Source organism: Bradyrhizobium sp. LB13.1 (assembly GCF_054056815.1).
In genome coordinates, this window is the sequence record NZ_JBSRYQ010000001.1 from 1,716,328 (window position 1) to 1,737,352 (window position 21,025).

At 63.0% G+C, this 21,025-nt stretch carries 16 protein-coding genes; 10 read left to right on the forward strand and 6 right to left on the reverse strand.

What is annotated here, in order from left to right; genetic code table 11:
* Positions 1-277 precede the first annotated feature (277 nt).
* From ACVWYI_RS08075 to ACVWYI_RS08085, 3 genes are all read left to right on the forward strand, one after another.
* The gene (locus ACVWYI_RS08075) at positions 278-2,515 is read left to right on the forward strand and encodes a hypothetical protein (protein ID WP_456661643.1); all 2,238 of its coding nucleotides are present in this window, start codon (positions 278-280) and stop codon (positions 2,513-2,515) included.
* Between the two features lie 330 nt (positions 2,516-2,845).
* Complete coding sequence (locus tag ACVWYI_RS08080) at positions 2,846-3,742, forward strand: hypothetical protein (protein ID WP_456661644.1); 897 nt, start codon at positions 2,846-2,848, stop codon at positions 3,740-3,742.
* Positions 3,723-4,394, forward strand: a complete 672-nt coding sequence (locus tag ACVWYI_RS08085; protein WP_456661645.1) for a hypothetical protein — start codon at positions 3,723-3,725, stop codon at positions 4,392-4,394. Before ACVWYI_RS08080 ends, ACVWYI_RS08085 begins: the two co-directional genes overlap by 20 nt.
* A gap of 376 nt (positions 4,395-4,770) precedes the next feature.
* On the opposite strand, the gene ACVWYI_RS08090 is transcribed toward ACVWYI_RS08085, so the two are convergent.
* Positions 4,771-5,796: an alpha/beta hydrolase gene (locus ACVWYI_RS08090; RefSeq protein WP_354105370.1), complete on the reverse strand. Its 1,026-nt coding sequence runs from the start codon at positions 5,794-5,796 to the stop codon at positions 4,771-4,773.
* Positions 5,797-6,047: 251 nt separating this feature from the next.
* Positions 6,048-6,749 (reverse strand): SEC-C metal-binding domain-containing protein, encoded by a 702-nt coding sequence (locus tag ACVWYI_RS08095; protein WP_456648332.1) that lies wholly within the window; start codon positions 6,747-6,749, stop codon positions 6,048-6,050.
* A gap of 774 nt (positions 6,750-7,523) precedes the next feature.
* Here ACVWYI_RS08095 and ACVWYI_RS08100 point away from each other — a divergent pair.
* The gene (locus tag ACVWYI_RS08100) at positions 7,524-9,014 is read left to right on the forward strand and encodes an amidohydrolase family protein (protein WP_456661646.1); all 1,491 of its coding nucleotides are present in this window, start codon (positions 7,524-7,526) and stop codon (positions 9,012-9,014) included.
* Between the two features lie 3 nt (positions 9,015-9,017).
* Entirely contained in the window at positions 9,018-9,968 is a 951-nt protein-coding gene (locus ACVWYI_RS08105; RefSeq protein WP_456661647.1) for a CobW family GTP-binding protein, read from the forward strand.
* Between the two features lie 10 nt (positions 9,969-9,978).
* Here ACVWYI_RS08105 and ACVWYI_RS08110 read toward each other — a convergent pair whose 3' ends face one another.
* Entirely contained in the window at positions 9,979-10,356 is a 378-nt protein-coding gene (locus ACVWYI_RS08110; RefSeq protein ID WP_247339363.1) for a tautomerase family protein, read from the reverse strand.
* 110 nt (positions 10,357-10,466) lie between these two features.
* Between ACVWYI_RS08110 and ACVWYI_RS08115 the strand changes: the two genes are divergently transcribed.
* From ACVWYI_RS08115 to ACVWYI_RS08135, 5 genes are all read left to right on the forward strand, one after another.
* Complete coding sequence (locus ACVWYI_RS08115; RefSeq protein WP_456661648.1) at positions 10,467-11,066, forward strand: TetR/AcrR family transcriptional regulator; 600 nt, start codon at positions 10,467-10,469, stop codon at positions 11,064-11,066.
* A 187-nt stretch (positions 11,067-11,253) separates the two neighbouring features.
* Positions 11,254-14,559: a carboxyl transferase domain-containing protein gene (locus tag ACVWYI_RS08120; RefSeq protein WP_456661649.1), complete on the forward strand. Its 3,306-nt coding sequence runs from the start codon at positions 11,254-11,256 to the stop codon at positions 14,557-14,559.
* A gap of 107 nt (positions 14,560-14,666) precedes the next feature.
* Complete coding sequence (locus ACVWYI_RS08125) at positions 14,667-16,538, forward strand: sigma-54-dependent Fis family transcriptional regulator (protein WP_247339366.1); 1,872 nt, start codon at positions 14,667-14,669, stop codon at positions 16,536-16,538.
* A 123-nt stretch (positions 16,539-16,661) separates the two neighbouring features.
* A complete protein-coding gene (locus tag ACVWYI_RS08130; RefSeq protein WP_247339372.1) occupies positions 16,662-17,549 on the forward strand; it encodes a LysR family transcriptional regulator in 888 nt (295 codons plus the stop codon).
* A 176-nt stretch (positions 17,550-17,725) separates the two neighbouring features.
* Positions 17,726-19,156, forward strand: a complete 1,431-nt coding sequence (locus ACVWYI_RS08135) for an FAD-binding protein (RefSeq protein WP_247339373.1) — start codon at positions 17,726-17,728, stop codon at positions 19,154-19,156.
* Positions 19,157-19,199: 43 nt separating this feature from the next.
* Here the strand turns inward: ACVWYI_RS08135 and ACVWYI_RS08140 are convergent, their stop codons facing one another.
* From ACVWYI_RS08140 to ACVWYI_RS08150, 3 genes are read right to left on the reverse strand one after another with little or no spacing between them, the layout of a single operon-like run.
* Complete coding sequence (locus ACVWYI_RS08140; protein WP_247339374.1) at positions 19,200-19,754, reverse strand: flavin reductase family protein; 555 nt, start codon at positions 19,752-19,754, stop codon at positions 19,200-19,202.
* Between the two features lie 55 nt (positions 19,755-19,809).
* Positions 19,810-20,562, reverse strand: a complete 753-nt coding sequence (locus ACVWYI_RS08145) for an LLM class flavin-dependent oxidoreductase (protein ID WP_456661650.1) — start codon at positions 20,560-20,562, stop codon at positions 19,810-19,812.
* The gene (locus ACVWYI_RS08150; RefSeq protein WP_456661651.1) at positions 20,453-20,908 is read right to left on the reverse strand and encodes an LLM class flavin-dependent oxidoreductase; all 456 of its coding nucleotides are present in this window, start codon (positions 20,906-20,908) and stop codon (positions 20,453-20,455) included. The genes ACVWYI_RS08145 and ACVWYI_RS08150 overlap by 110 nt, the downstream gene beginning before the upstream one ends.
* Positions 20,909-21,025: the final 117 nt, after the last annotated feature.

Below are 21,025 nucleotides of genomic sequence, written 5' to 3' on the forward strand. Positions count from 1 at the left end.
TCTCTGGCGTGCAGTACATTCCATTCGCCAAAGGAAACATTAGAGAGACCTTCGGCGAAATACTTGCAACGATCCGGCGCGAGTTTGATCCTGAGTGAGGATGAGAGCCAGATGCTGCGCTTTCGTTTGAATGTCTCGCGTACTGCGAGAAGCCGGTTTTCGTTATTCGCTGGCGCGCGGAAGCAGACGGCCGGTCAGCTTGGCAGCTAAGATTAATCTGAGAGTGCGAGGCCGAATCACCCGGCTCAGTTACATTGGTTTAGGAAGGGCAGCGATTGTGACTGTGAATCATCAACTCGCGGAACTCGCGTTGCAACGGGCTGGGGGATTCGATTTCGAGGCATTTTGCCAACCGTTTTTCGCGTCCCTCACTGGGGCAAACTTTATTCCTGTGGGTGGTTATCACGATGGTGGCGCTGACGGCTTCGATGCAGACCGCGTGTTTGAGGCGGCCACGGCAGGGCAGTTTTGGCAATTCTCTATCGAGCAAAATCACCGCAGCAAGATTCGCAGGACGGTCAAGGCGCTGACCGAAGGTGGCCGAACCCCCAAACTGCTCACCTACGGCACCACGGCAGTGGTTCAAAAGATCGATCAAGAAGAAGACTTGCTCTCGGAAGAACTGGGGATACGCGTTCGCATACGAGACCTGAAGTACATAGTTGCGCACATCAACAATTCGCCCGCGACCATTGAGGCGTTCAATTCCTACCTTCTGCCGCTGCTGTCCTTTCTGAAGGAGATTGGCGGCGTCTCATTTTTCAGCCACTCCCCGAACCTGCCCGATAGAACGCTGTGCGTTTTCCTCGGACAAGAGGTTGAGCGGAGGCGCGGCAATACAGAATTGCTCGAGTCTGTTACGGATAGTCTTATTCTGTGGTCACTTGGGGGAACTGACCCTGATAAGGGCATCCTTATGGATCGAGCTCAAATTTTGGCCAAGATCCTTGAGGCGTTGCCTGCAGCATCGAAGTTCATTCAGTCTAAGTTCGATCAGCGCATCGAGGCTCTGACGAAGAAGGACCACACAAGCGGTAGAGAATTGCGCTGGTACAAAAAGACAGATCAATTCTGCTTGCCCCACACAACTCGATTGCTGGTTGAGAAGGAAAACTCAGAAGACGAGATTCTGCGCAACAACGTGTCCGACATCTTCCGAAAGCGAGCAGGATTGCGCCTGCAAGACGAGAATGAAGCCATACTGATTCCGCAAGTGGTCTCGTTGTGTCATCGAGTGTTGGAAATTCTGTTTGAGAAGCAGGGTCTGGAGCTGACTTATTTCCTAAATGACTCAGAAGCAGAAACCGGATGGCAGCAGAGCATCGCCGACTTGGTCGACCAGGCGATGAACGAACTTAATGTGGGGCCAGAAGACACTCATGTTTTGAAGGAGGTGGTGTTAGCCATTTTACGTGAGGCCTTCTACAACAGCGAGCCGACAGAGCGAGAGTATCTGCAGAAACTGAGTCGTACGTACACCCTACTGTTCATTCTCAAGAACGAGCCTCGAATTGTTGAGTATTTCCGCCAAATGAGCGCGGATTTCATACTCTACCTAGGAGCGGACCTTATCATCCGTGCTCTTTCCGAAGCTTTGCTCCCTGAGCAGGACCGGATGACATGGAACATGCTGAAAGTTCTTCGCAAGTCTGGGTCCACATTGGTGCTGACCGAGTCGACAGTAGATGAAGTTGTTTTGCACCTGCGCGCGCAAGACCTTGAGTACAACAACCACTATCGAGACATCGAGGCGTATCTCACTCCCGAAATTGCACGTCACTCAGATAGAATTATTATCCGAGCTTACCTCTATGGCAGGCTTGATCCAGTGAAAGCCAAGAGACCGAGGAGCTGGGGGTCATTTATAGGGCGTTTCTGTACTTATGAAGACTTGTTCAATCCCGACGGCGCAGAGTCGCTGATGCGCTACCTCTGTGAAGAGTTTGGGCTGGAATACGAGGACCGCTCGCAAACTGAAAAGGGTGTTGACCCAGATGAATTAGAAGAGCTGAAGCTCAAGTTGATGGCGATACGGTCCCAATCAAGAGTTCGGCCTCGTGAAGATGTGCTCTCTTACAGTGACGCTTTGCAAGTCTTACGAGTTTTTCAGCGCCGCAAGGAAGTGCACGAGATCAACCGTTCCAATCCGTTCGGCCACAGAGTTTGGTGGCTAACCCAAGAAACTTCGGTCTGGCGGGCCACAAAGGACCTAAGCCGCCGCCGGACCCGATACATGATGCGCCCGGAGTTCGTTCTGAACTTCATCGCTCTGGCTCCTTCGGTTGACGATGTCAGAAAAAGCTTCGCTACCATTTTCCCATCAGTGCTCGGGGTGCGCCTATCGAACCGTCTTAGGCCGCAAACCTTTGAGCGAGTGCTGGAGCAGATAAAGGAGGCCAGTGAATTGGGCGAGGCCCGCGCTAAGACGCTAGCGGCGGAGTTGTCCGACAAGCTGAAGGGAGACCAGTACAAGACGTATGAAGTCACTCTGAACGGTGCGCGAGACAATTCATAGCCGTTTGGTGCCTGCGCCATCCGAGCACCGTTGATCGGTGGTAGCAAATAGTGGTAGCAGTCGGGTGCAGCGAAGCCGTTAGGCGGTTGTTTTTGTTGCGTTTCTGAGGTCGCGCTTCGATTCCCCTAGGGAGCGCCATTTTTTATTCCTTCCCCCAAGGCAAGTCCGCGCTGATCATGATCAGAGCGATATATCTACCGCCCGCTGGACTTGACACGACCTGAAAATCGTCTCGATGGCGCTGAGATTCTGATCTCGTGAGGCGCAACTGGACTTAGGCCCCTTCCCAAAGGGCACGTTTGGCAAACTCAGCGTCTAAGGCGGAACACGATGATTGATCCTTCGCTTCGAGCCGTGCTCAGAAGCCGCTACACCATCCGTCGCTTCTTCATCTCGTTCTCGTTGCTCCTGGCAGTATTGGCCCTCTTGCTAGTCGTGATCTCGACATATGTTCCCACGAGTACAGTAAGAGACGCGTTTACAAACGTTTTAGGCAATTTCGCCGCGAATGTCGCGATCTTCTTATGCACATATGCGTTCTACGTGTTCATCACCTCTCCCGAGCTTAGAAATGCCGAAGTCATACCGTTGCGCAATGTAGAAATCGGCGACGAGATCATTGATCTTCCGGCGGGTGCTTCCGACTACTGGTTTTGGGGGCGTACGGGTACCTATTTTCGAAAGAGTGTCCTTCCGCGGCTAGACCGTGTGGCACACGAGGAACGCAAGCGCGTACGGATTAGAGTCGTAATTCCCGATCCAGATCGCGAAGGTAATTCGCAACTCTACATGCATTTTAAGCGTGGACTCGGAGAGCAGGCCAACGAGCATACTCTTGCTGCGAATGTAATCCTCACGATTGCAAAGTTGGTGCACACCTCAATGCGAAACCCATACTTATCGATCGAGATTGGGATGTGCCCGACTGTGCCCGTGCTCCGATATGATCTTTCAAATTCTGGCGCATTGATTACTCGGGATGCAAAGAGTCTTCCGGCGCTCCTGACAAATTCTGGCAATCCCTACTTCGAGATGTTTAAAGATGCAGTAGAAAATGAGCTGGCCCAATGCGCACGAATTACTTGGGATGAGCAGACCGTTAGTCTGCCGGACGATGAATTAGACCCGGGTTTCCTAGGCTTGATAAGTGGATTACCTAAGGTCAACGACCAAATTCTAACTGTGATGCGGTCTCTAAAGGACGAAGATGGTCATCGTTATTCGTGACGAACTGATTGGGCTGCTATCGTCGCAGCCCCTGGTTAGTCCGGTCGGAGCTGATTTCCTTCGACGCGCGCGGAGGTTTTTTGGAGATTCGTTTGCTGCGTTCCTCGGCAGGAGTGTTCGGCGTCATCCCTTAGGATTCGTGTACGCCACCGAAAAGTTAACGGACGGAGTTTTCTTGCGTTACCACTTCTGGCCGGTTGATTGGAGCATGCCAAGCTTAGAGGCTGGACGCGAAGATCACGACCACACCTACGAACTCAATTCACTCGTTGTCGCTGGCGCACTTCGACATCAGACTTTCACCGTCGTCGAATCGGATACGAGCTCGCTCCAAGTACTAAAGGTTACCTATGCCGACGGCGATTCGACCCTGTGGCCAACCGGTCAACGAGTTGAAGTACAACAGCTTGAAACTCAGATTTTCCATGCGGGCGAGAGTTATCGACTGGCTCCAGGTGTGATTCATCGCGCTACCCCGACGCAACGGCCGACGGCGACAATTGCTCTTACCCGAGAAGGTGAGGGGCATCGTGACGCTCGTGTCTTAGGAGACAGCGTTAGAAGTGATCGAGCGACATTCCACCGTCAGGAACTCGACCCCAAGGAAATCGCTTGCTACAGAGCGGCCTTACTCGAGATGTTCCCAGAATAACGGTGTCGTTTTGCCGGATAGCGCCAAGCTATCCGTGAGCTTTTCCCATTCCAGCGCGACATCACTGCACGTCGCTGAAGCGACTGTTGCTCGAGGCCGCCGTAAGTCGATTGCCGTCGTCAACGTCCAACCTTCTAATATGCTACACCTGCAAGTCGATACTCGACGCTTCTGAAAGTGTCTGCTACACAGCGGCCGGGAGGTTGGCCAAAAAGTCCAACACCTTCAATAGCAATTGGTCATGTTTCGCGTTTCCCTAGGGAGCGCCATTCGCCTGCGAGACTGGGTAGAGTCCAACCCGGCCGTTTTTCCCCCTGAAGCTGCAACGAATGGGCGCAGGAGCGAGCTTTTCGCGTGGCTCGGCGCAGGCGCCCTCTCACGCGGTCGTGCCGTCGATCGAGCGGCGGATCACCCGCTGCACTTCCGCATTCGACAGAAACAGATCATGGTTGATGAGGCCCCAGCCTTCCTGCGAGGCATCGACCACGCGCACACCGAGCTGCGCGATGACGGCCTTCTCGGCGGCGCCGACCCTGGTCATTCCACCTGCGATTTGTCCCGACAGCGCGAGGGCGCGATCGTTCGTCGCGGCGATCACGGTGATCTTGCCGGCAAGCGGACCGATGCGGTGGATCGCCGACGAGAACACGTCCATGTCGATATCGGGTGCGGCAAACACCACCGCGCCGATCTTGCCCGTCACCGTGTCGCCGTAGCGCGCATAGAGCTGACGCAGGCTTTCGAGCGCCAGCATGGTTCCCATGCTATGCGCAACGATGTGCACGCGGCCGGCGCCTGAAGCCGACACCAGCGCAGAGAGCACGCGCTCGAAATCGTCGCGGGACCACATCGCGCTGTCGCGGTCATAGGCATAATCGAACAGCCCTGCCTTGGACGGCCAGGCAAACACCATGGTCCGGCCGCGGAACTTGATCCCGTCGGAGAGATGGGCGGCATCGAGCACCGCCGTCTCGAATGTCTGCTTGAAGCCGTGCACATAGATCAGCACGTCGCCGCCGCCGGCCTGCGCGACGAGATCGCCAACGTCGACCGACACCGGTTCGACCCGGTCGAGGCGCCAATCGCCAAGTCCGACAGAGGCGAGAGAAAGTCGGCTCTCGTCCGGCGCCACCAGCTTCGCCCGTGCGACCGTCATGGCGGTCGCGCGCTCCGGGCCGAACCAGGGTTTCGTGCGAGCGCCGTTCGCGGGCTTGCGTGTGGTGGCGACGAGCAAGGTTGGATCAATGGAGAGCGATGACGCGTCGAAGCGCGCGCCGGTCGCACCCAGGCCGGCGCATCCGCCGAGCGCGAGGGCACTTCCCGCCGACACAAATCCGCCGAGCAGAGCGCGGCGCGAAACAGAATGACCGGAGTCGCGTTGCAGGAGACGTTGGATGATCACACGGAACCTTTGGGAACTTCGCCCACCGTAATGCCGCCCCGCCAATTCCCTGGATGACAATGGGGGCGAGAAGACGGCGGAGCCGCTTCGCGGTCGGTTGCACGGTCTCTTACCGCTCCGTTGGATCTGATTTTCCTCATCAGTGGTGCGAGCACTCTCGGCCGTTTCGAGGTCGAAGCGCGGCGTCTGGATGGGACCCGCTGACGCCCGGCAGGGAGCGCCATTCCAGCCCGACTGTATTGACGGGTTGATCAGCCGGACTGAAGCCAATCGTCCGCGGTCAGAGCTTCCAGCTCGGCGAAATACGCCTCGTTCGGATCGGACCTCGTGTCGGGGTCGCTGCCCGATTCGGCTCCGTGGATCAGATCGTGCATGTGGGCGGCAAGCACCGAGCCGATCGCATGAATGGCTTCGTGGCGGTCGAGCCCTTCGGACATCAGCCGCTCGGCCGTGCCGCGCACCGGCAGCTCGGTATCGGCAATCTGGCGCTCGACGATGGCGTGAAAGATGGCATGCGCTTGCTCGCGCGGAAAGCGGATCCCGGCGCGCCGGTGGTACGCGACGACGAGATCAATCTGTTCCTGCTCGTCCAGCGCAAGCCACTGATCCGGGTCCGGCTCCACGAATGGATCATACTCCAGCATCGCTTCATCTTCCTGCGGCCACCCGGCAACGTCCGGGGCCTGCGCATCGACTTGGGGCAATCCGGATGACGGCTCGTCCAGCCTTTGCGAGATGAGGCAGCACTTCTTGAACTTCCTGCCGCTGCCGCAGGGGCAAGGATCGTTTCGTCCCACCTTGTTCGAATTCATCATTACGAACACCAGCGACCGGGTCGGCCGTAAAAATGCTCTGCCGAGCGAAGAGACAATATGCGCGCCGGCGGCGAGCCGAGCAACTCCCCGGCCGATCGCGCAGCAGCCACGCGGCCGCCATTGCGCGGTTGTGATCACGGGACGCTGCCGTCCTGTTCTCCAGGCGCCAACTGCCTGACGGGCAAAACACCCCGATCGCCGTCAACCCCTTCCCACAAAAATATTCCACTTTACCGAAATTCTGATTTGGCGTATCTCTCGCCCATCCCAGCCCAGCAAAGGGGCGGTCGTACGTCGTCACGAACGCGGGCTGGAGTGCGGTGGACGCGGGCGGCGTTAAAGGCGGGCTTGTGCGTGCAGGGCGAGATGAACCTCGTGAGCATGGTACGAACCGCGATAGACGGACGGCGCTCAGGTCTTGCGGACCCTTTGGCGACGCAAGGCAGCTCGCGTACGGCGAAACCGTGTGGTCCTGGCCGTCGTTGCTACGGTCAAGCCTTTGCGAAGGCGTCAGCGCGTCAACCGGCGCGTTGCCCTGGATTTCGCGGGGGTGACGGAGGCAAGAAGGAACTCGTCTCCGGGGAGAGCGCGGCATAGGCCGTCAAACCATCGCGCAGGGAAGGCCTGGTCTTGGCTGCCCTGTGTCTCCCCTGTGCATTGCGTGTGCAATCAGTTCGCATAGGGGTTTTTATGGGTGCCAGCCGGCGCCCGGTCTTCCCTGCGCCCTTTCTTTCGAGAGGGGTGAAGCGAGAAGCATAGCTCGGGCAAACCTGCCGCGAGACTGCGAGCGCGTGTCTGCGACGCGCATGTGAATTGACCTCCCTTGCGAGCATGATGCGTCGGCATCGGTGGAGGTGGTCGGACCTTCCGGAATCTGCCTTGATGCGAATTCAGCGTGGAGGGAGTGACGATATGAGCGGCTTGGTGATCTCTGGCGGCCGGGTGGTGGATCCCGCCAGCGGAATGGACGCCATCGGGGATGTGGCGGTGGTGGACGGCAAGGTCGCCGCGGTCGGCTCCTCGCTCGGCGGCGCCGAGCGGGTGATTGACGCTACCGGGCTCGTGGTCGCACCTGGCTTCATCGATCTGCACGCACATGGCCAGTCGATCCCGGCCGACCGCATGCAGGCGTTCGACGGCGTGACGACGACGCTCGATCTCGAAGCAGGCGTGCTGCCGGTCGGGTCCTGGTATGAGCGCCAGGCGCGGAAGGGACGCGTGCTGAATTATGGCGCCGCCGCCAACTGGGCCTTTGCGCGCATCGGCGCGATGACCGGCTCCAACGCGGAAAGCTCGCTGGAGGCGTTCGGCAACGCCATGCGCGATCGTCGCTGGATCGACAACGTGGCGAGCGATGCGGAGGTCGCCGGCATCCTCGATCGCCTCGCACGCGGCCTGAACGAGGGCGGCATCGGTATCGGCATCCTCAACGCCTACGCGCCGGGCGCCGGCGTGCAGGAGCTGACCGCGGTCTGCCAGCTCGCGGCTGCGCAGGACGTGCCGACCTTCACCCACGTCGCCTACATGTCGCGCGTCGACCCCGAGAGCGCGGCGGAAGCCTACATTCGCCTGATCGGCTATGCCGGCGCCACCGGCGCGCATATGCACATCTGCCATTTCAACTCGTCGAGCAAGACCGATGTCGAGCGCTGCCGCGTGCTGATCGCGAAAGCGCAGGCGCAGGGCCTGCCCATCACGGTCGAGGCCTATCCGTACGGCACCGGCTCGACCGTGCTGGCGGCTGCCTTCTTCAGCGACCCCGAATTCGTCGAGCGCAACGGCACCGGCTACGATTCCGTGCAGCGGGTCACCGACGGTCATCGCTTCAGCGATCGCGAGGAGCTCTTGAAGGCGCAGGCCGACGAACCGTCTTCGCTGGTGCTGTGGCACATCCTCGACACCGAGAACAATGCGCATCATCGCGATCTCCTCGACATGTCGGTGCTCTATCCCGGCGGCGCGATCGCCTCCGACGCGATGCCGTGGACGACCTCGGACGGCAAGACCTACACCGGCGATGCCTGGCCGCTTCCCGATGACGCCACCTCGCATCCGCGCTCGGCGGGCTGCTTCACGAAATTCATCCGCGAATGGGTGCGCGAGCGCAAGACCGTGTCGCTGCTGGAAGGCGTGCGCAAATGCGCGCTGATCCCGGCGGAGATCCTGTCGCAGAGCACGCCGGCGATGCGCGCCAAGGGCAGGCTGGCGAAAGACGCCGATGCCGACATCGTCGTGTTCGATTACGAGAAGCTCAGCGACCGCGCGACGTTCACGGCGATGAACCGTCCCTCGGAAGGTGTGCGGCATCTGATCGTCAGCGGCCAGCCGTTGATCAGTGATGGCGTGCTGGACGTGGCGGCGCGGCCCGGCCGTCCCGTGCGCCGCACCGCCGTCGAGGGCTGACCCATGCCGGTCCCCATTCTCCTGGTGACGGGCTTTTTGGGAGCGGGCAAGACGACTGTCGTCAACCATCTGCTGGCGCATGCGGAGGGGCGGCGGATCGCCGCCGTGGTCAACGATTTCGGTGCGATCAACATCGATGCGGAGCTGATCGCCGGCGCGAGCGACGGCGTGGTCAGCCTCGCCAATGGCTGCATCTGCTGCTCGCTCGAAGGCGACCTCCTGCGCACGCTTTCGACGCTGCTGCGTCGTGATCCGAAACCGGAATACATCGTCATCGAGACCAGCGGCGTCGCCGATCCCACCGACATCGTCCGCAATCTGATGGATCCCGTGATCCTGCGCGAGGCGCCGCTCGAAACGGTGCTCTGCGTGATGGACGCGGCGACACCGCTGGCCGCCCTGGACGATGCGCTTCAGCGTTCGCAATTGCGCGTTGCCGACATCGTGGCGTTGAGCAAGCTGGATCTGGCGGAAGAGGGCGCGGGCGGGCGGATGCGCGAGGCCATCCGCGCGCAGCGCGTCCCTGCCGTGGTGGTCGACGCGCCGCACGGCGAGGTTCCGTCCGCGCTGCTGTTCCCTGCGTCCGTCGATCGCGCGTCCGCGCCGCGCGATCCCGGGCCGCGCCGGCCGGCAGAAGAGCGCTTCGAAACGCTGAGCTGGACCTCGGACCAACCGCTCTCGCTGCCGCGCTTGCAAAAGGCGATCGGCAAGCTGGCGCCAAAACTCGCGCGGGCAAAAGGCCTGTTCGAGACCGTCGAGCAGCCCGGGCGCCAGATGCTGTTTCAATTCGCCGCCGGCCGCGCCGCGCTCGTCCCTGGCGATGCCGCGCTCGCCCTTGGCGATGCGCCGGCCGAAGGCGTGCCGCGCGCGCGGATCGTCTTCATCGCCGAGCTCGGGGTGCTCTCGAAGGCGGAGCTCGATGGAATCATGGAGACGTGCGTTGCGGATCGGTGACGCTGGCGCTTCAAGCGAATTGCGCGACGCCGTGGCCGACGGACCAGTTCTCTGCCGGCGCATCGAGCACGTTGACGAACACGTCTTCGGGACGGATGCCCGGATTTTCGCCGAGCAGGTCCGCGATCCGCCGGTACAGGGCCTTCTTCTGCTCAGGAGTGCGCGAGGCGAATACGGTGATCTGGATCAGCACGGCGTCGTCGCTGCGCTTGACGTCGTAGGCGTTGCCGCAGCGGAAGTTTGCGGCGGCGTGCTCGCTGATGGTCATGAACTCGTCGCCTTCCGGCACGTTCAGTGCCTCGCGCATGGCGCGGTAAAGGCCGTCAAGGATCGCCTGCCGGTAGGCTTCCGGCTTTCCGGCGCGCATCGAGATGTGAAGGAGAGGCATCGCGACTTCCTCATTGACGAAAGGGGGCCGTCGGCCCAATTTGTTTTTGACGCAGCGTCTAGAATGCATATTTTTGACACCGTGTCAAATATACCGGACAGGAGCGAAGCTTGAGGCCGCGCGAGTTCGACCACGCCGATGTCCTGCGCATCGCGTTCGATCAGTTCTGGCGCAACGGCGTGCGCGGCACTTCGCTGTCGGACATCGCGCGCGACGCCGGTGTCCAGCGCGGCAGCCTCTACAACACGTTCGGCAGCAAGGAGGCGCTGTTCCTGCAGGCCTATGAGCGCTATGCGGGCGACTATCTCATTGCCTTGCAAAAGGCGCTCGGTACGGGCTCATTGCGCAAGCGTCTCACCGCGTTCTTTGACTCGACCATCACCAATTTCCGCTCCGGCTCACCGCCGCGGGGATGCCCGACCACGCGCGGATTGATGGAGCTCGGCGCGGCCGAAGGCGAGGGGCTGGATGAGGACGCGCGCCAGGCCTTCGCGAACCTCATCTCGCGCATCACCGCTCTGGTTCAGGATGCGTTGTCGGCGGGCGCAAAGCGCGGCGAATTCAGCGGCAACCCCGCGGCCGCAGCGCTGCACATCATCACCGTGACGCGCGGCCTCGCCGTAATCGAGCGTGCCTTCGATGACGAGCCGCAGCTGCGCAAGATCGCCGCCCACACCATCGATCTCGTGCTCGACAAAATGGGCCGCTAGGTGTCAGCAGAAAGCGAGCGCGATGCAGCAGGCCGCGCAAGGCAGCGCGCGCGACCAACTGATATTCCGGCTCGCGGGAACAGGCATCGCGACCGGCGTCCACCCTTGACGGCCTCGGCTAAAGTGACGAAGCAGAACCATCGGACCTGCCGACCCGCGCTTGGACGCGCGGGCATGGAGACGCTGCATGTCGTTCAAAAAACTCCTGATCGCCAACCGCGGCGAGATCGCCATCCGCATCGCGCGCGCGGCGGCTGATGCGGACATCGCGACGGTCGCGATCCACCCGGCCGACGATGCGCTGTCGCTGCATGTGCGGGTTGCCGATGAGGCGACCGAAATCCCCGGCCGCGGCGCGCGGGCCTATCTCGACATCGAGGCCGTGGTGAAGGCGGCAACGAGCGCAGGCTGCGATGCCGTGCATCCCGGCTATGGCTTCCTCAGCGAGAACGCTGCGTTTGCGAAGGCCTGCGCCGATGCAGGCATCGCCTTCGTCGGACCGAAGGCTGCGGCGCTCGAACTGTTCGGCGACAAGGTCGCGGCACGGCAATTGGCAAGACGTTGCGGCGTGCCGATCATCGCCGGCACCAGCGGGCCGTCCTCGCTGGAGGATATCGCGGCGTTCTTCACCTCGCTCGGCAGCAACGCGGCGATCGTGATCAAGGCAATGGCCGGTGGCGGCGGCCGCGGCATGCGCGTGGTCGAGAACGCATCCGATCTCGCGGAGGCCTATGCGCGCTGCCAGTCCGAGGCGAAGGCCGCGTTCGGCTTCGACGGCGTCTATGCCGAGCGCCTGATCCGGCAGGCGCGCCATATCGAGGTGCAGATCATCGGCGACCGCCACGGCGCAATCTCTCATCTCTGGGAGCGCGAATGCACCATCCAGCGCCGGCACCAGAAGCTGATAGAGGTAGCGCCGAGCCCGTCGCTCGGCGACGGCTTGCGTGGCCGTATCATCGAGGCAGCGAAGCAACTCGCCGCAGCCGCGTCTTACGACAGTCTCGGCACGTTCGAGTTCCTGGTCGACGGCACCGCCGAAGACAGTTTTGCCTTCATCGAAGCCAATCCGCGGCTGCAGGTCGAGCACACCGTGACGGAAGAGGTGCTCGGCCTCGATCTCGTCCGCGCCCAGCTCGCGGTCGCCGCCGGCGCCTCGCTTGCCTCGCTTGGCCTGGCGCAAGGTTCGATCCCGAAGCCGCGCGGCTATGCCATGCAGCTCCGCGTCAACATGGAGACGCTGGACGAGCTAGGCGCGACTCATCCGACCGGCGGCGTGCTTGCCGTGTTCGAACCGCCGTCGGGCCCCGGCGTCCGCGTCGATAGTTTTGGTTATGCCGGCTACAAGACCAGCGCCGCCTTCGACTCGCTCTTGGCGAAGGTCATCGTGCATACGCCGGGAGAGGCTTGGCACGACGTGGTTGCAAAAGCCTCGCGGGCGTTGCGCGAATTTCGGATCGACGGCGTCGTTACCAACATCGCTTTCCTTCAGGCGGTGCTGGCGCATCCCGATTTCAGGACCAACCGCATCGCGACCGACTTCATCGACCGCAATATCGCGAAGCTCGTGGAGGCCGCCGACGGCGCTGCAAAGCCGCTCTATTTTGCAGTGACGGAGCGAAGCAGCGGCCGCGGCACCGAAGCGCATACCGCACAGATCGTGCCGGAAGGCGCGGTGATGGTCGCGGCTCCCTTGCAGGGGACCATCGTCACCATCCAGGTCGGGGAAGGCGAGATCGTGCGCCCCGGCCAGCAGCTCGCCGTGATCGAATCCATGAAGATGGAGCATCTCGTGATGGCCGAGCAGGGCGGCCGGGTCATGAAGCTCGTCGCCGGCGACGGTGTCACGCTGATGCATGGCGAGGCCATTCTCTACCTCGAGCCGCTCGACGTCGCCGCCGATCATTCGGCGCAGGAAGCGGATATCGATCTCGACCACATCCGTCCCGATCTCGCCGAAATGATCGCGCGCCAGGCCAACACGCTCGACGAAAATCGCCCGGCCTCGGTCGAGCGCCGCCGCAACACCAACCAGCGCACCGCACGCGAAAACGTCGCGCAACTCGTCGACGACGGCTCGTTCATGGAGTACGGCAGCCTTGCGATTGCGGCGCAGCGGCGCCGGCGCAAGCTCGACGATCTCGTCAAGAACACACCGGCCGACGGCCTCGTCATGGGTGTCGCGACCGTCAACGCCGAGAAGTTCGGCCCTGAGGGCGGGCGCTGCATCGTCGTGGCCTACGACTACACGGTGCTCGCGGGCACGCAGGGCCACATGAACCACAAGAAGATCGACCGCATGCTGACGCTCGCGGAAGACTGGCGCGTGCCTCTGGTGTTCTACGCCGAAGGCGGCGGCGGCCGGCCCGGCGATACCGACCGGCTCGGCATGACCGGCCTCGACGGTCCGTCGTTCGTGCAGTTCGCAAGGCTCTCCGGCCTCGTGCCGGTCGTCGGAATCGTCTCCGGCTATTGTTTCGCCGGCAACGCCGCGATGCTCGGTTGCTGCGACGTGATCATCGCCACCAAGAACGCCTCGATCGGCATGGGCGGCCCGGCCATGATCGAGGGCGGCGGGCTCGGCGTCTATCACCCGGCCGAAGTCGGCCCGGTCTCGTTCCAGTCGCCGAATGGCGTCATCGACATCCTCGTCGAGGACGAGGAGGAGGCGACGCGCATTGCGCAAAAATACCTGTCCTATTTCCAGGGTGCGGTGACGGAGTGGCAGGCCGCCGACCAGCGGCTGCTGCGCCGCGCGATCCCCGAGAGCCGCCTGCGGGTCTACGACATCCGCAGCGTGATCGACCTCGTCGCGGACAAGGATACCGTGCTGGAGCTGCGCCGCGACTATGGTGTCGGCATGATCACCGCGTTGATCCGCATCGAGGGCAGGCCGTTCGGCCTGATCGCCAACAATCCGCGCCATCTCGGCGGCGCGATCGACGCCGATGCCGGCGACAAGGCCGCGCGCTTCCTCCAGCTCTGCGACGCGTTCGACCTGCCGATCGCCTCGCTGTGCGACACGCCCGGCTTCATGGTCGGCCCGGAAGCCGAGAAGACCGCGATCGTGCGCCACGTCTCGCGCATGTTCGTGACAGGTGCGAGCCTCACCGTGCCGCTGTTCGGCATCGTGCTGCGCAAGGGCTATGGTCTCGGGGCGCAGTCGATGATCGGCGGCGGCTTCCACGCCTCGTTCTTCACCGCGGCCTGGCCGACTGGCGAATTCGGCGGCATGGGCCTGGAGGGTTACGTTCGTCTCGGCTTCCGCAAGGAAATGGAGGCGATCGCCGACCCCGTCGAGCGCGAGACCTATTATCGTAACAAGGTCGCTGAGCTCTATGCCAACGGCAAGGCGGTCTCGATCGCATCCGTGTTCGAAATCGACAACGTCATCGACCCCTCCGAGACGCGACGCTGGATCATGGCGGGCCTGCGGTCGGTGCCGAAGCCGCCTGCGAGGACGGGCAAGAAGCGGCCGTGCATCGATACGTGGTGAGGGCGGTGCAGCAATTTGATTGCGGCACGACCGTTTCCGGTTCCCGATTGACATCCCCGCCTGCGGTGCCAGACTTTGCACAATAATACAGGGTGGAGACGTCCGCGATGGCCAGCCTTTCGGCCTCGAACCATGTCGCCCGTGTCTTGTCCGTCGCCAATCACGTGGCCGAGGTGGATGCCTCGTCGCGCATTGCCGATTCCTGGCGGCGCTGCCTGATCAGCCACAAGCTCGATCCCGCCCGCCAGGGCCCGCCGCAGACGCTGACCGAGGCGGAGGTCCGGCATGTCGCCGAGCCGATGGAGCAGCTGATCCGGCTTGCAACGCCGGAGCTGGAAGATCTCGCCCGCGTGCTGCGCCAGACCGGCTATTGCGTCAATCTCGCCGATCCCAGCGCCACGATGCTGTGGAGCCGAGTGCCCGGCGCGGCCGATGCCGAGATCTTCATGCGCTGGAAGGTCTATACCGGCTCGAATTTTTCCGAGGCCTTCGAAGGCACCAACGGGCTCGGCACGGCGCTTGCGGAGCAGAAGCCGATCCTGGTGCATCGCGACGAGCATTTTCGCGCGCAGTGGCACATGTTCTCGTGTGCCGTGGCGCCGCTGTTCGACCAGGCCGGTCGCCTCGCCGGTGCGGTGAACATCACCTCCTGCCGCGAGGACCTCGAACGCACCGCGCATCAGCTTGCGCTCGCGGTGACGATGGAGGCGACGCGGCGCATGGAGGGTGCGATCTTCCGCGGTCATTTCCGCAACGCCTGGATCGCGACCGTGCCGGGCGACGGCGGCAGCGGCCTGCTCGCCTATGACGACGATCGCCGCATCGTCGGTGCCTGCCGTTCGGCGCGCGCACTGCTGGGTCTCACCGACGGCTTGATCGCATCCGGCATCGATCTGTCGCGCTACGTCAAGTTCGATCATCCTGCCGCGCGCAACGCAGACGACACCGTCGAGCTGCGCCGGGCCGATGGCAGTCCGTTGGGGCATGGCCATGTCGCGCCGCCGCTGCGGGCGAGGTCATCGACCCGTCCGCTCGCGCCGCGCCGCGATGCACCTGCCGATCGCTTCGACGCGCTGCACCGGCTCGCCGGCCGCGACCCCGGCTTGATCAAGAGCGTGAAGCGGCTCAGGAGCATCGGCGATCACAATCTGCCGGTGCTGCTGCACGGCGAGACCGGCGTCGGCAAGGATGTGTTCGCGCGCGCCATTCACGCGGCCGGTAATCGCGCGCGCCACAACTATGTCGCGCTGAACTGCGCGGCGATGCCGGAAAGCCTGATCGATGCCGAGCTGTTCGGCTACGAGGCCGGCGCCTTCACCGGCGCGCGCCGCGACGGCTCGAAGGGCCTGATCGTGCAGGCCGATGGCGGCACGCTGTTCCTCGACGAGATCGGCGACATGCCGATCGCGCTGCAGACGCGGCTCTTGCGCGTGCTGGAGAATCGCGAAGTCTGGCCGCTCGGCGCGCCGAAGCCCGTGCCGGTCGACATTCGCCTGATCAGCGCCACCCATCGCGACCTCGGGCGCATGGCCGAGCAGGGCGCCTTCCGCGCCGATCTCTATTTCCGTCTGCGCGGCATGGAAGTGCGGCTGCCGGCCTTGCGCGAGCGCGCCGACCGCGACGACGTCATCCGGCAGATCGCGCGCGAGGAAGCGCCGAACTGCCGGCTCTCGGACGAGGCGTGGTCGCAGCTCGCGGCCTACCCCTATCCCGGCAACATGCGCCAGCTCCGGCATGTCCTGCGGCTCGCCGGCTGCACGGCGGAGGACGGCGTCATCACCGACGCCGACCTCGATCTGCCGCCGTTTGGTGGAAGGGCGACGGAGCCCGACCTTGCCGTAGCCGAACGCGCGACCATCATTGAGGCGTTGCGCAAGCATGGCGGCCGTGTCACCGATGCGGCGCGTGCGTTGAAACTCAGCCGCGCGACGCTGTATCGCAAGATCAAGCAGTTGAAGATCGACTCGGGTTCATACTAGACCGGTTCGACATCCCGGCTCCGCCGAAAGCAGTCGGAAAATGCTGGCGCGCCTGGGTCTTCGCGCGGCGGACCACGCCGTCGCGAACGTGCATTTCCAGAAATTGCGAGAGGAGAGGATTCGATGGAGGAGATCGAAGTCTTTCTGGCTGTCGTCGAGGCCGGCAGCCAGACCGCGGCCGCGCGACAATTGGGACGGTCGCTGCAGTCCGTCAACCGGGCATTGGCGGCGCTGGAACGCAACGTCGGTGTTGAGCTGGTGCGGCGGACCACGCGGCGATCGCTGGCGACTGAAGCGGGACTTGCGTTCTATCATCGCGTCAAGCCGGCCTTTGCCGAAATCAGCGAGGCGCGCCTGGAAGCGGCCAACCGCCGCGTCGAGCCGTCGGGTCTTCTCAGGGTCGCCGCGCCCGTCCTGTTCGGATCGACCCACGTCGTGCCGGCGATTGCGGATTTCATGGCGCGCTTTCCGCGGATCGAAACCGATCTCCATGTCTCCGATCGGCCCATCGACGTCGTCGCCGATGGATTCGATCTGGCCGTGCGGATCAGGGAATTGCCGGATTCCTCGCTCAAGGCGCGGCGGCTCGGCGAGCTTCGCACGGTTGTCTACGGCGCACCCGGCTATTTCGCGCGCCATGGGCGTCCGCATCATCCCGACGACCTGACAGACTATCAATGTATTCTGCGCAGGACCGGCCCGGGTGACACGGAAGCGTGGCGGTTTCAGATCGGCGGCGAGGTGAAGATGGTGCAGGTGAACGGCCGCTTCCGGACCGATAATACGACGGCGGCGCAGGCGGCTGCCTGCCATGGCATCGGCGTCGGCTATGCGCCGTTCTGGCTGATACGCGATCGCGTCGATGATGGCGCGCTGGAGATCGTGCTGGAGGATTTCGAGGCACCGCGCATGCCGGTGTACGCCGTAGTCCCGCCGAGCGCGGCGCCGCCGGCCAAGACGCGCCTGTTCGTCGATCTGCTGGCGGGGCGATTGAAGCGCGAGCGGCTCTAAGAGCCCCGGCTCTCTTACCCATTGGCCACGTGCATCGCCGGCGTGCGTTCCGTCCGCATTCTCCCGGTTTGCGGGAATGTGTATCCCGCGATGTGCCGGTTGTTCGGAGGCGCGGGCGATCGCAGTTTGCGGGCCACGGGCACTTATCCGCCCGGTCCGGCGTGAAGGACCGCACCATGACCCCCAATCGACGCGCGCTGCTGCATGCAGGTGTCAGCGCCACCGCGACGCTAGCTTCCCTCGCTCTTGCCGGCCAGTCGCGCGGCCCGGCCGATGGACCATTTGCCAGTGCCGCATCGAACTGCAACCCGGAAACTTGCGCGGCCGCGGGTGAGGATTTCGGTCACATCATCCACAAGCAGCCGCGTGCCGTGTTCAGGCCGACGACGATTCCCGGGATTGCGGGGATTCTGCGATGGGCCGCGGAGCAAGGGCTGACGGTTGCCGCGCGCGGGCAGGGCCATAGCATCTATGGTCGTGTCATGACGGAAGGCGGCATTGTGATCGACCTCGGCGCGCTGGCCACCATCCATCGGATCGAGCCGGACCGTGTCGTGGTCGATGCAGGTGCGACCTGGCACGCGGTGCTGGAAGCGACCTTGGCCAAAGGGCTGGTTCCGCCGGTCCTGACCAACTACCTCGGCCTGTCCGTGGGCGGCACCCTCGCCATCGGCGGAATCGGCGGATCGTCGTCGCGACATGGCCTGCTGACGGACCAGGCTATCGAGCTCGATGTGGTGACGGGCGAGGGCCGGCAATTGACCTGCTCGCCAACGTCCAACGCCGAGCTCTATGATGCCATTCGGGCCGGGCTTGCCCAATGCGCGATCATCACGAGGGCGACGCTTCGGCTGGTGCGTGCGCCCGAACGGGTCCGACGCTTCCAACTCTCTTACCCCGATCTCCCCTCGCTGACGGCCGATCAGCGCCGTGTCCTGGCGGAGGCGCGCTTCGATCAGCTGCAGGGAGCCGTCGTGCCAGAGGCGGCCGGTGGCTGGCGATACCTGCTGGAAGCAGGCGTGTTCCATGACGGCGATTCTCATCCCGACGACGAGGCGCTGCTTGCAGGTCTGTCGGATCGCCGCGGGAGCGCCGTCGTCACCGACTTTGCCTTCCGCGACGACGCCAATGCGTTTGCAAAGCTGGAAGCGCTTCTGAGGGCGAACGGTCAATGGTTCAATCCGCATCCGTGGCTTCTCGTGTTCCTGCGCGGCAGCAACGCGCTGGAGATCGCGAGCGAGGTCGTTGCCGGGACGAAGAGTGAGGACATCGGCCCGTTCGGACGGATCACCTGCTATCCCATGATCACGGATGAATGCCGCACGCCACTGGTCCGGTTGCCCGACGAGCGGATCGTGTTCGTGTTCAATCTGATCCGTATCCCGGAATCGGCAGACAAGACGAATGCCGAACGGCTGGTCGCGCAGAACCGCGAGCTGTACGACCGTATTCGCGGCGCCGGCGGCGTGTTGTACCCGGCGAGCGCGTTTCCCATGTCGTCCCAGGATTGGGCCGATCATTTCGGGGTGCAGTGGCCGTTGCTGCGCGATGCCAGGCGTCGCCACGATCCAGGCAACCACCTCACGCCCGGCTACAATCTGCTCTAGCGGGAACGGATCCCGGCGGCCGCATTCGCATGGCGTCGCGAATTCAGGAGAAATCGCTCCAGCTCAGATGTCGCGAATCGAGGTCGCCGACTGAAACTGTGCCGCGGATTTCGTGCGGTACGTGGAAACTGCTGCGGAGATACACGAGCGCTGCGGCTGCGTCGGAATGCGACACGTAGCGCACCTCGCCGACGAAGATCGAGTGCGTCTTCGTTTCAAATTCCTGCGCCAGTACGCAGTCGAATGCGGCGACCGCATCGCTCAGCACCGGCGCGCCGGTCTCGCCGCGCTTCCATTGGCCGAACGCAAAACGGTCGTCGCCGTTGATGCCCTTCTGGCCGCTGAAGGTGAGCGCCAGCAGTGCATGGTCCTCGTGCAGGAAATTGATCGCGAAGGCGCCTTCCTCGCGGATGCGGGCATGCGCGCTGGCGTTGCGGTTGACGCAGACGATTAGCGACGGCGGTGAGTCCGATAGCGAGCAGGCCGAGGTCACCGTCAACCCCGTGCGCTTGCCGTGCTCGGCGCCGACCGTCACCAGCGCGACGGCGCCGGCGCATTGGCGCATCGCCTGCTTGAAATCCTTTGCGTCCACGCTCAAGCGATAATCTCCAGAAAGAACGGGTGCGGCACGATGGCGCCGCACCCGCATCGGGTCAAGCCGCCTTCATCGCGGAGCCGAGATGCTTCAGGCGCGGCATCACCTCGTTCCTCAGCAACGACAGCGAGTGATGCCAGGCTTCAGCCTTGTGCTTGTAGTCGAAGCCGAACACCAGCAGCACGCCGAAGCCGCCGACTTCGTCGTAGATCTTCTCGATCTTCTCGGCGACGGTCGCGGGCGAACCGACGATCCAGTTCCGCTTGGCGCAATATTCGACGGTGACGTCGCTATCGGGCACGTCGGGCGCGTGCTTCAGATAGTCCTTGAAGCCGAAATGGCCGAGCAGCGGCAGGAAGTACTCGCCCATCATCCGGCCCATCATGTCGCCGGTCGAGAGCTTCCAGGCCTCCTCGTCGGTGTCGGCGACGAACACCTCGCGAACCAGCCGCCAATCCGCGCGGTTCGGCTTGCGTCCGGTCTTGGCGGCACCTGCTACGACCGAATCCCAATGGCTGCCGACATAGGCCGGGTTGAGGTTGAGGCTCATCGGGATGAAGCCGCGCTCGCCGGCGAGCTTCAGCGTGTCCGAGTTCTTCGAGAGCCCGGCGACGCCGATCGGCGGATGCGGTGTCTGCAACGGCTTGATGTGAGGCTTGAGGAAGTCGAACATCGTGTCCGGCTTGGTCACCGTCCAGAATTTACCCTTGTAGGTCCAGGGCGCGGGATCGCTCCACATCTTCAGAATGATCTCCAGCGCCTCGCGGGTCATGTCGCGGTTCTGCCCGCTCATGCCGTCGACGTTGAACATCGCCCAGTCGCTCGGCAGGCCGCTGGCCGCGACCCCGAAATTGAGCCCGGCCCTCGGAGAGATGATCGAGCATCGCGACGCGGTTGGCGAGCTCGGCCGGGTGGTGATAGGGCAGCAGGAAGCCGCCCGGTCCGATGCGCAGGCGCTTGGTCTGCATCAGCGCCTGTGCGATCAGCAGATCGGGCGTGGGATTGGGCTCCCAGGGCGCGGTGTGGTGCTCGCCGACCCAAGCCTCCTGATAGCCGAGCTCGTCGAGCCAGCGCATGACTTGCAGGTCCCAGTCGTTCCCTTCCTTCAGGCCGCACTCCGGCGGGTGCGAAGGCATCGTGAAATAGCCGATCTCCATGGGGTTCCTCATCTGATGTTGACGCGTCTTGTTGCGCGGTTCACGGACGTGAGCGGGGACACTTTAGCAAGCGGTGTGCCACCTCTTCGCAAGCCGTGTGCCAGCGCGAGCGGGACC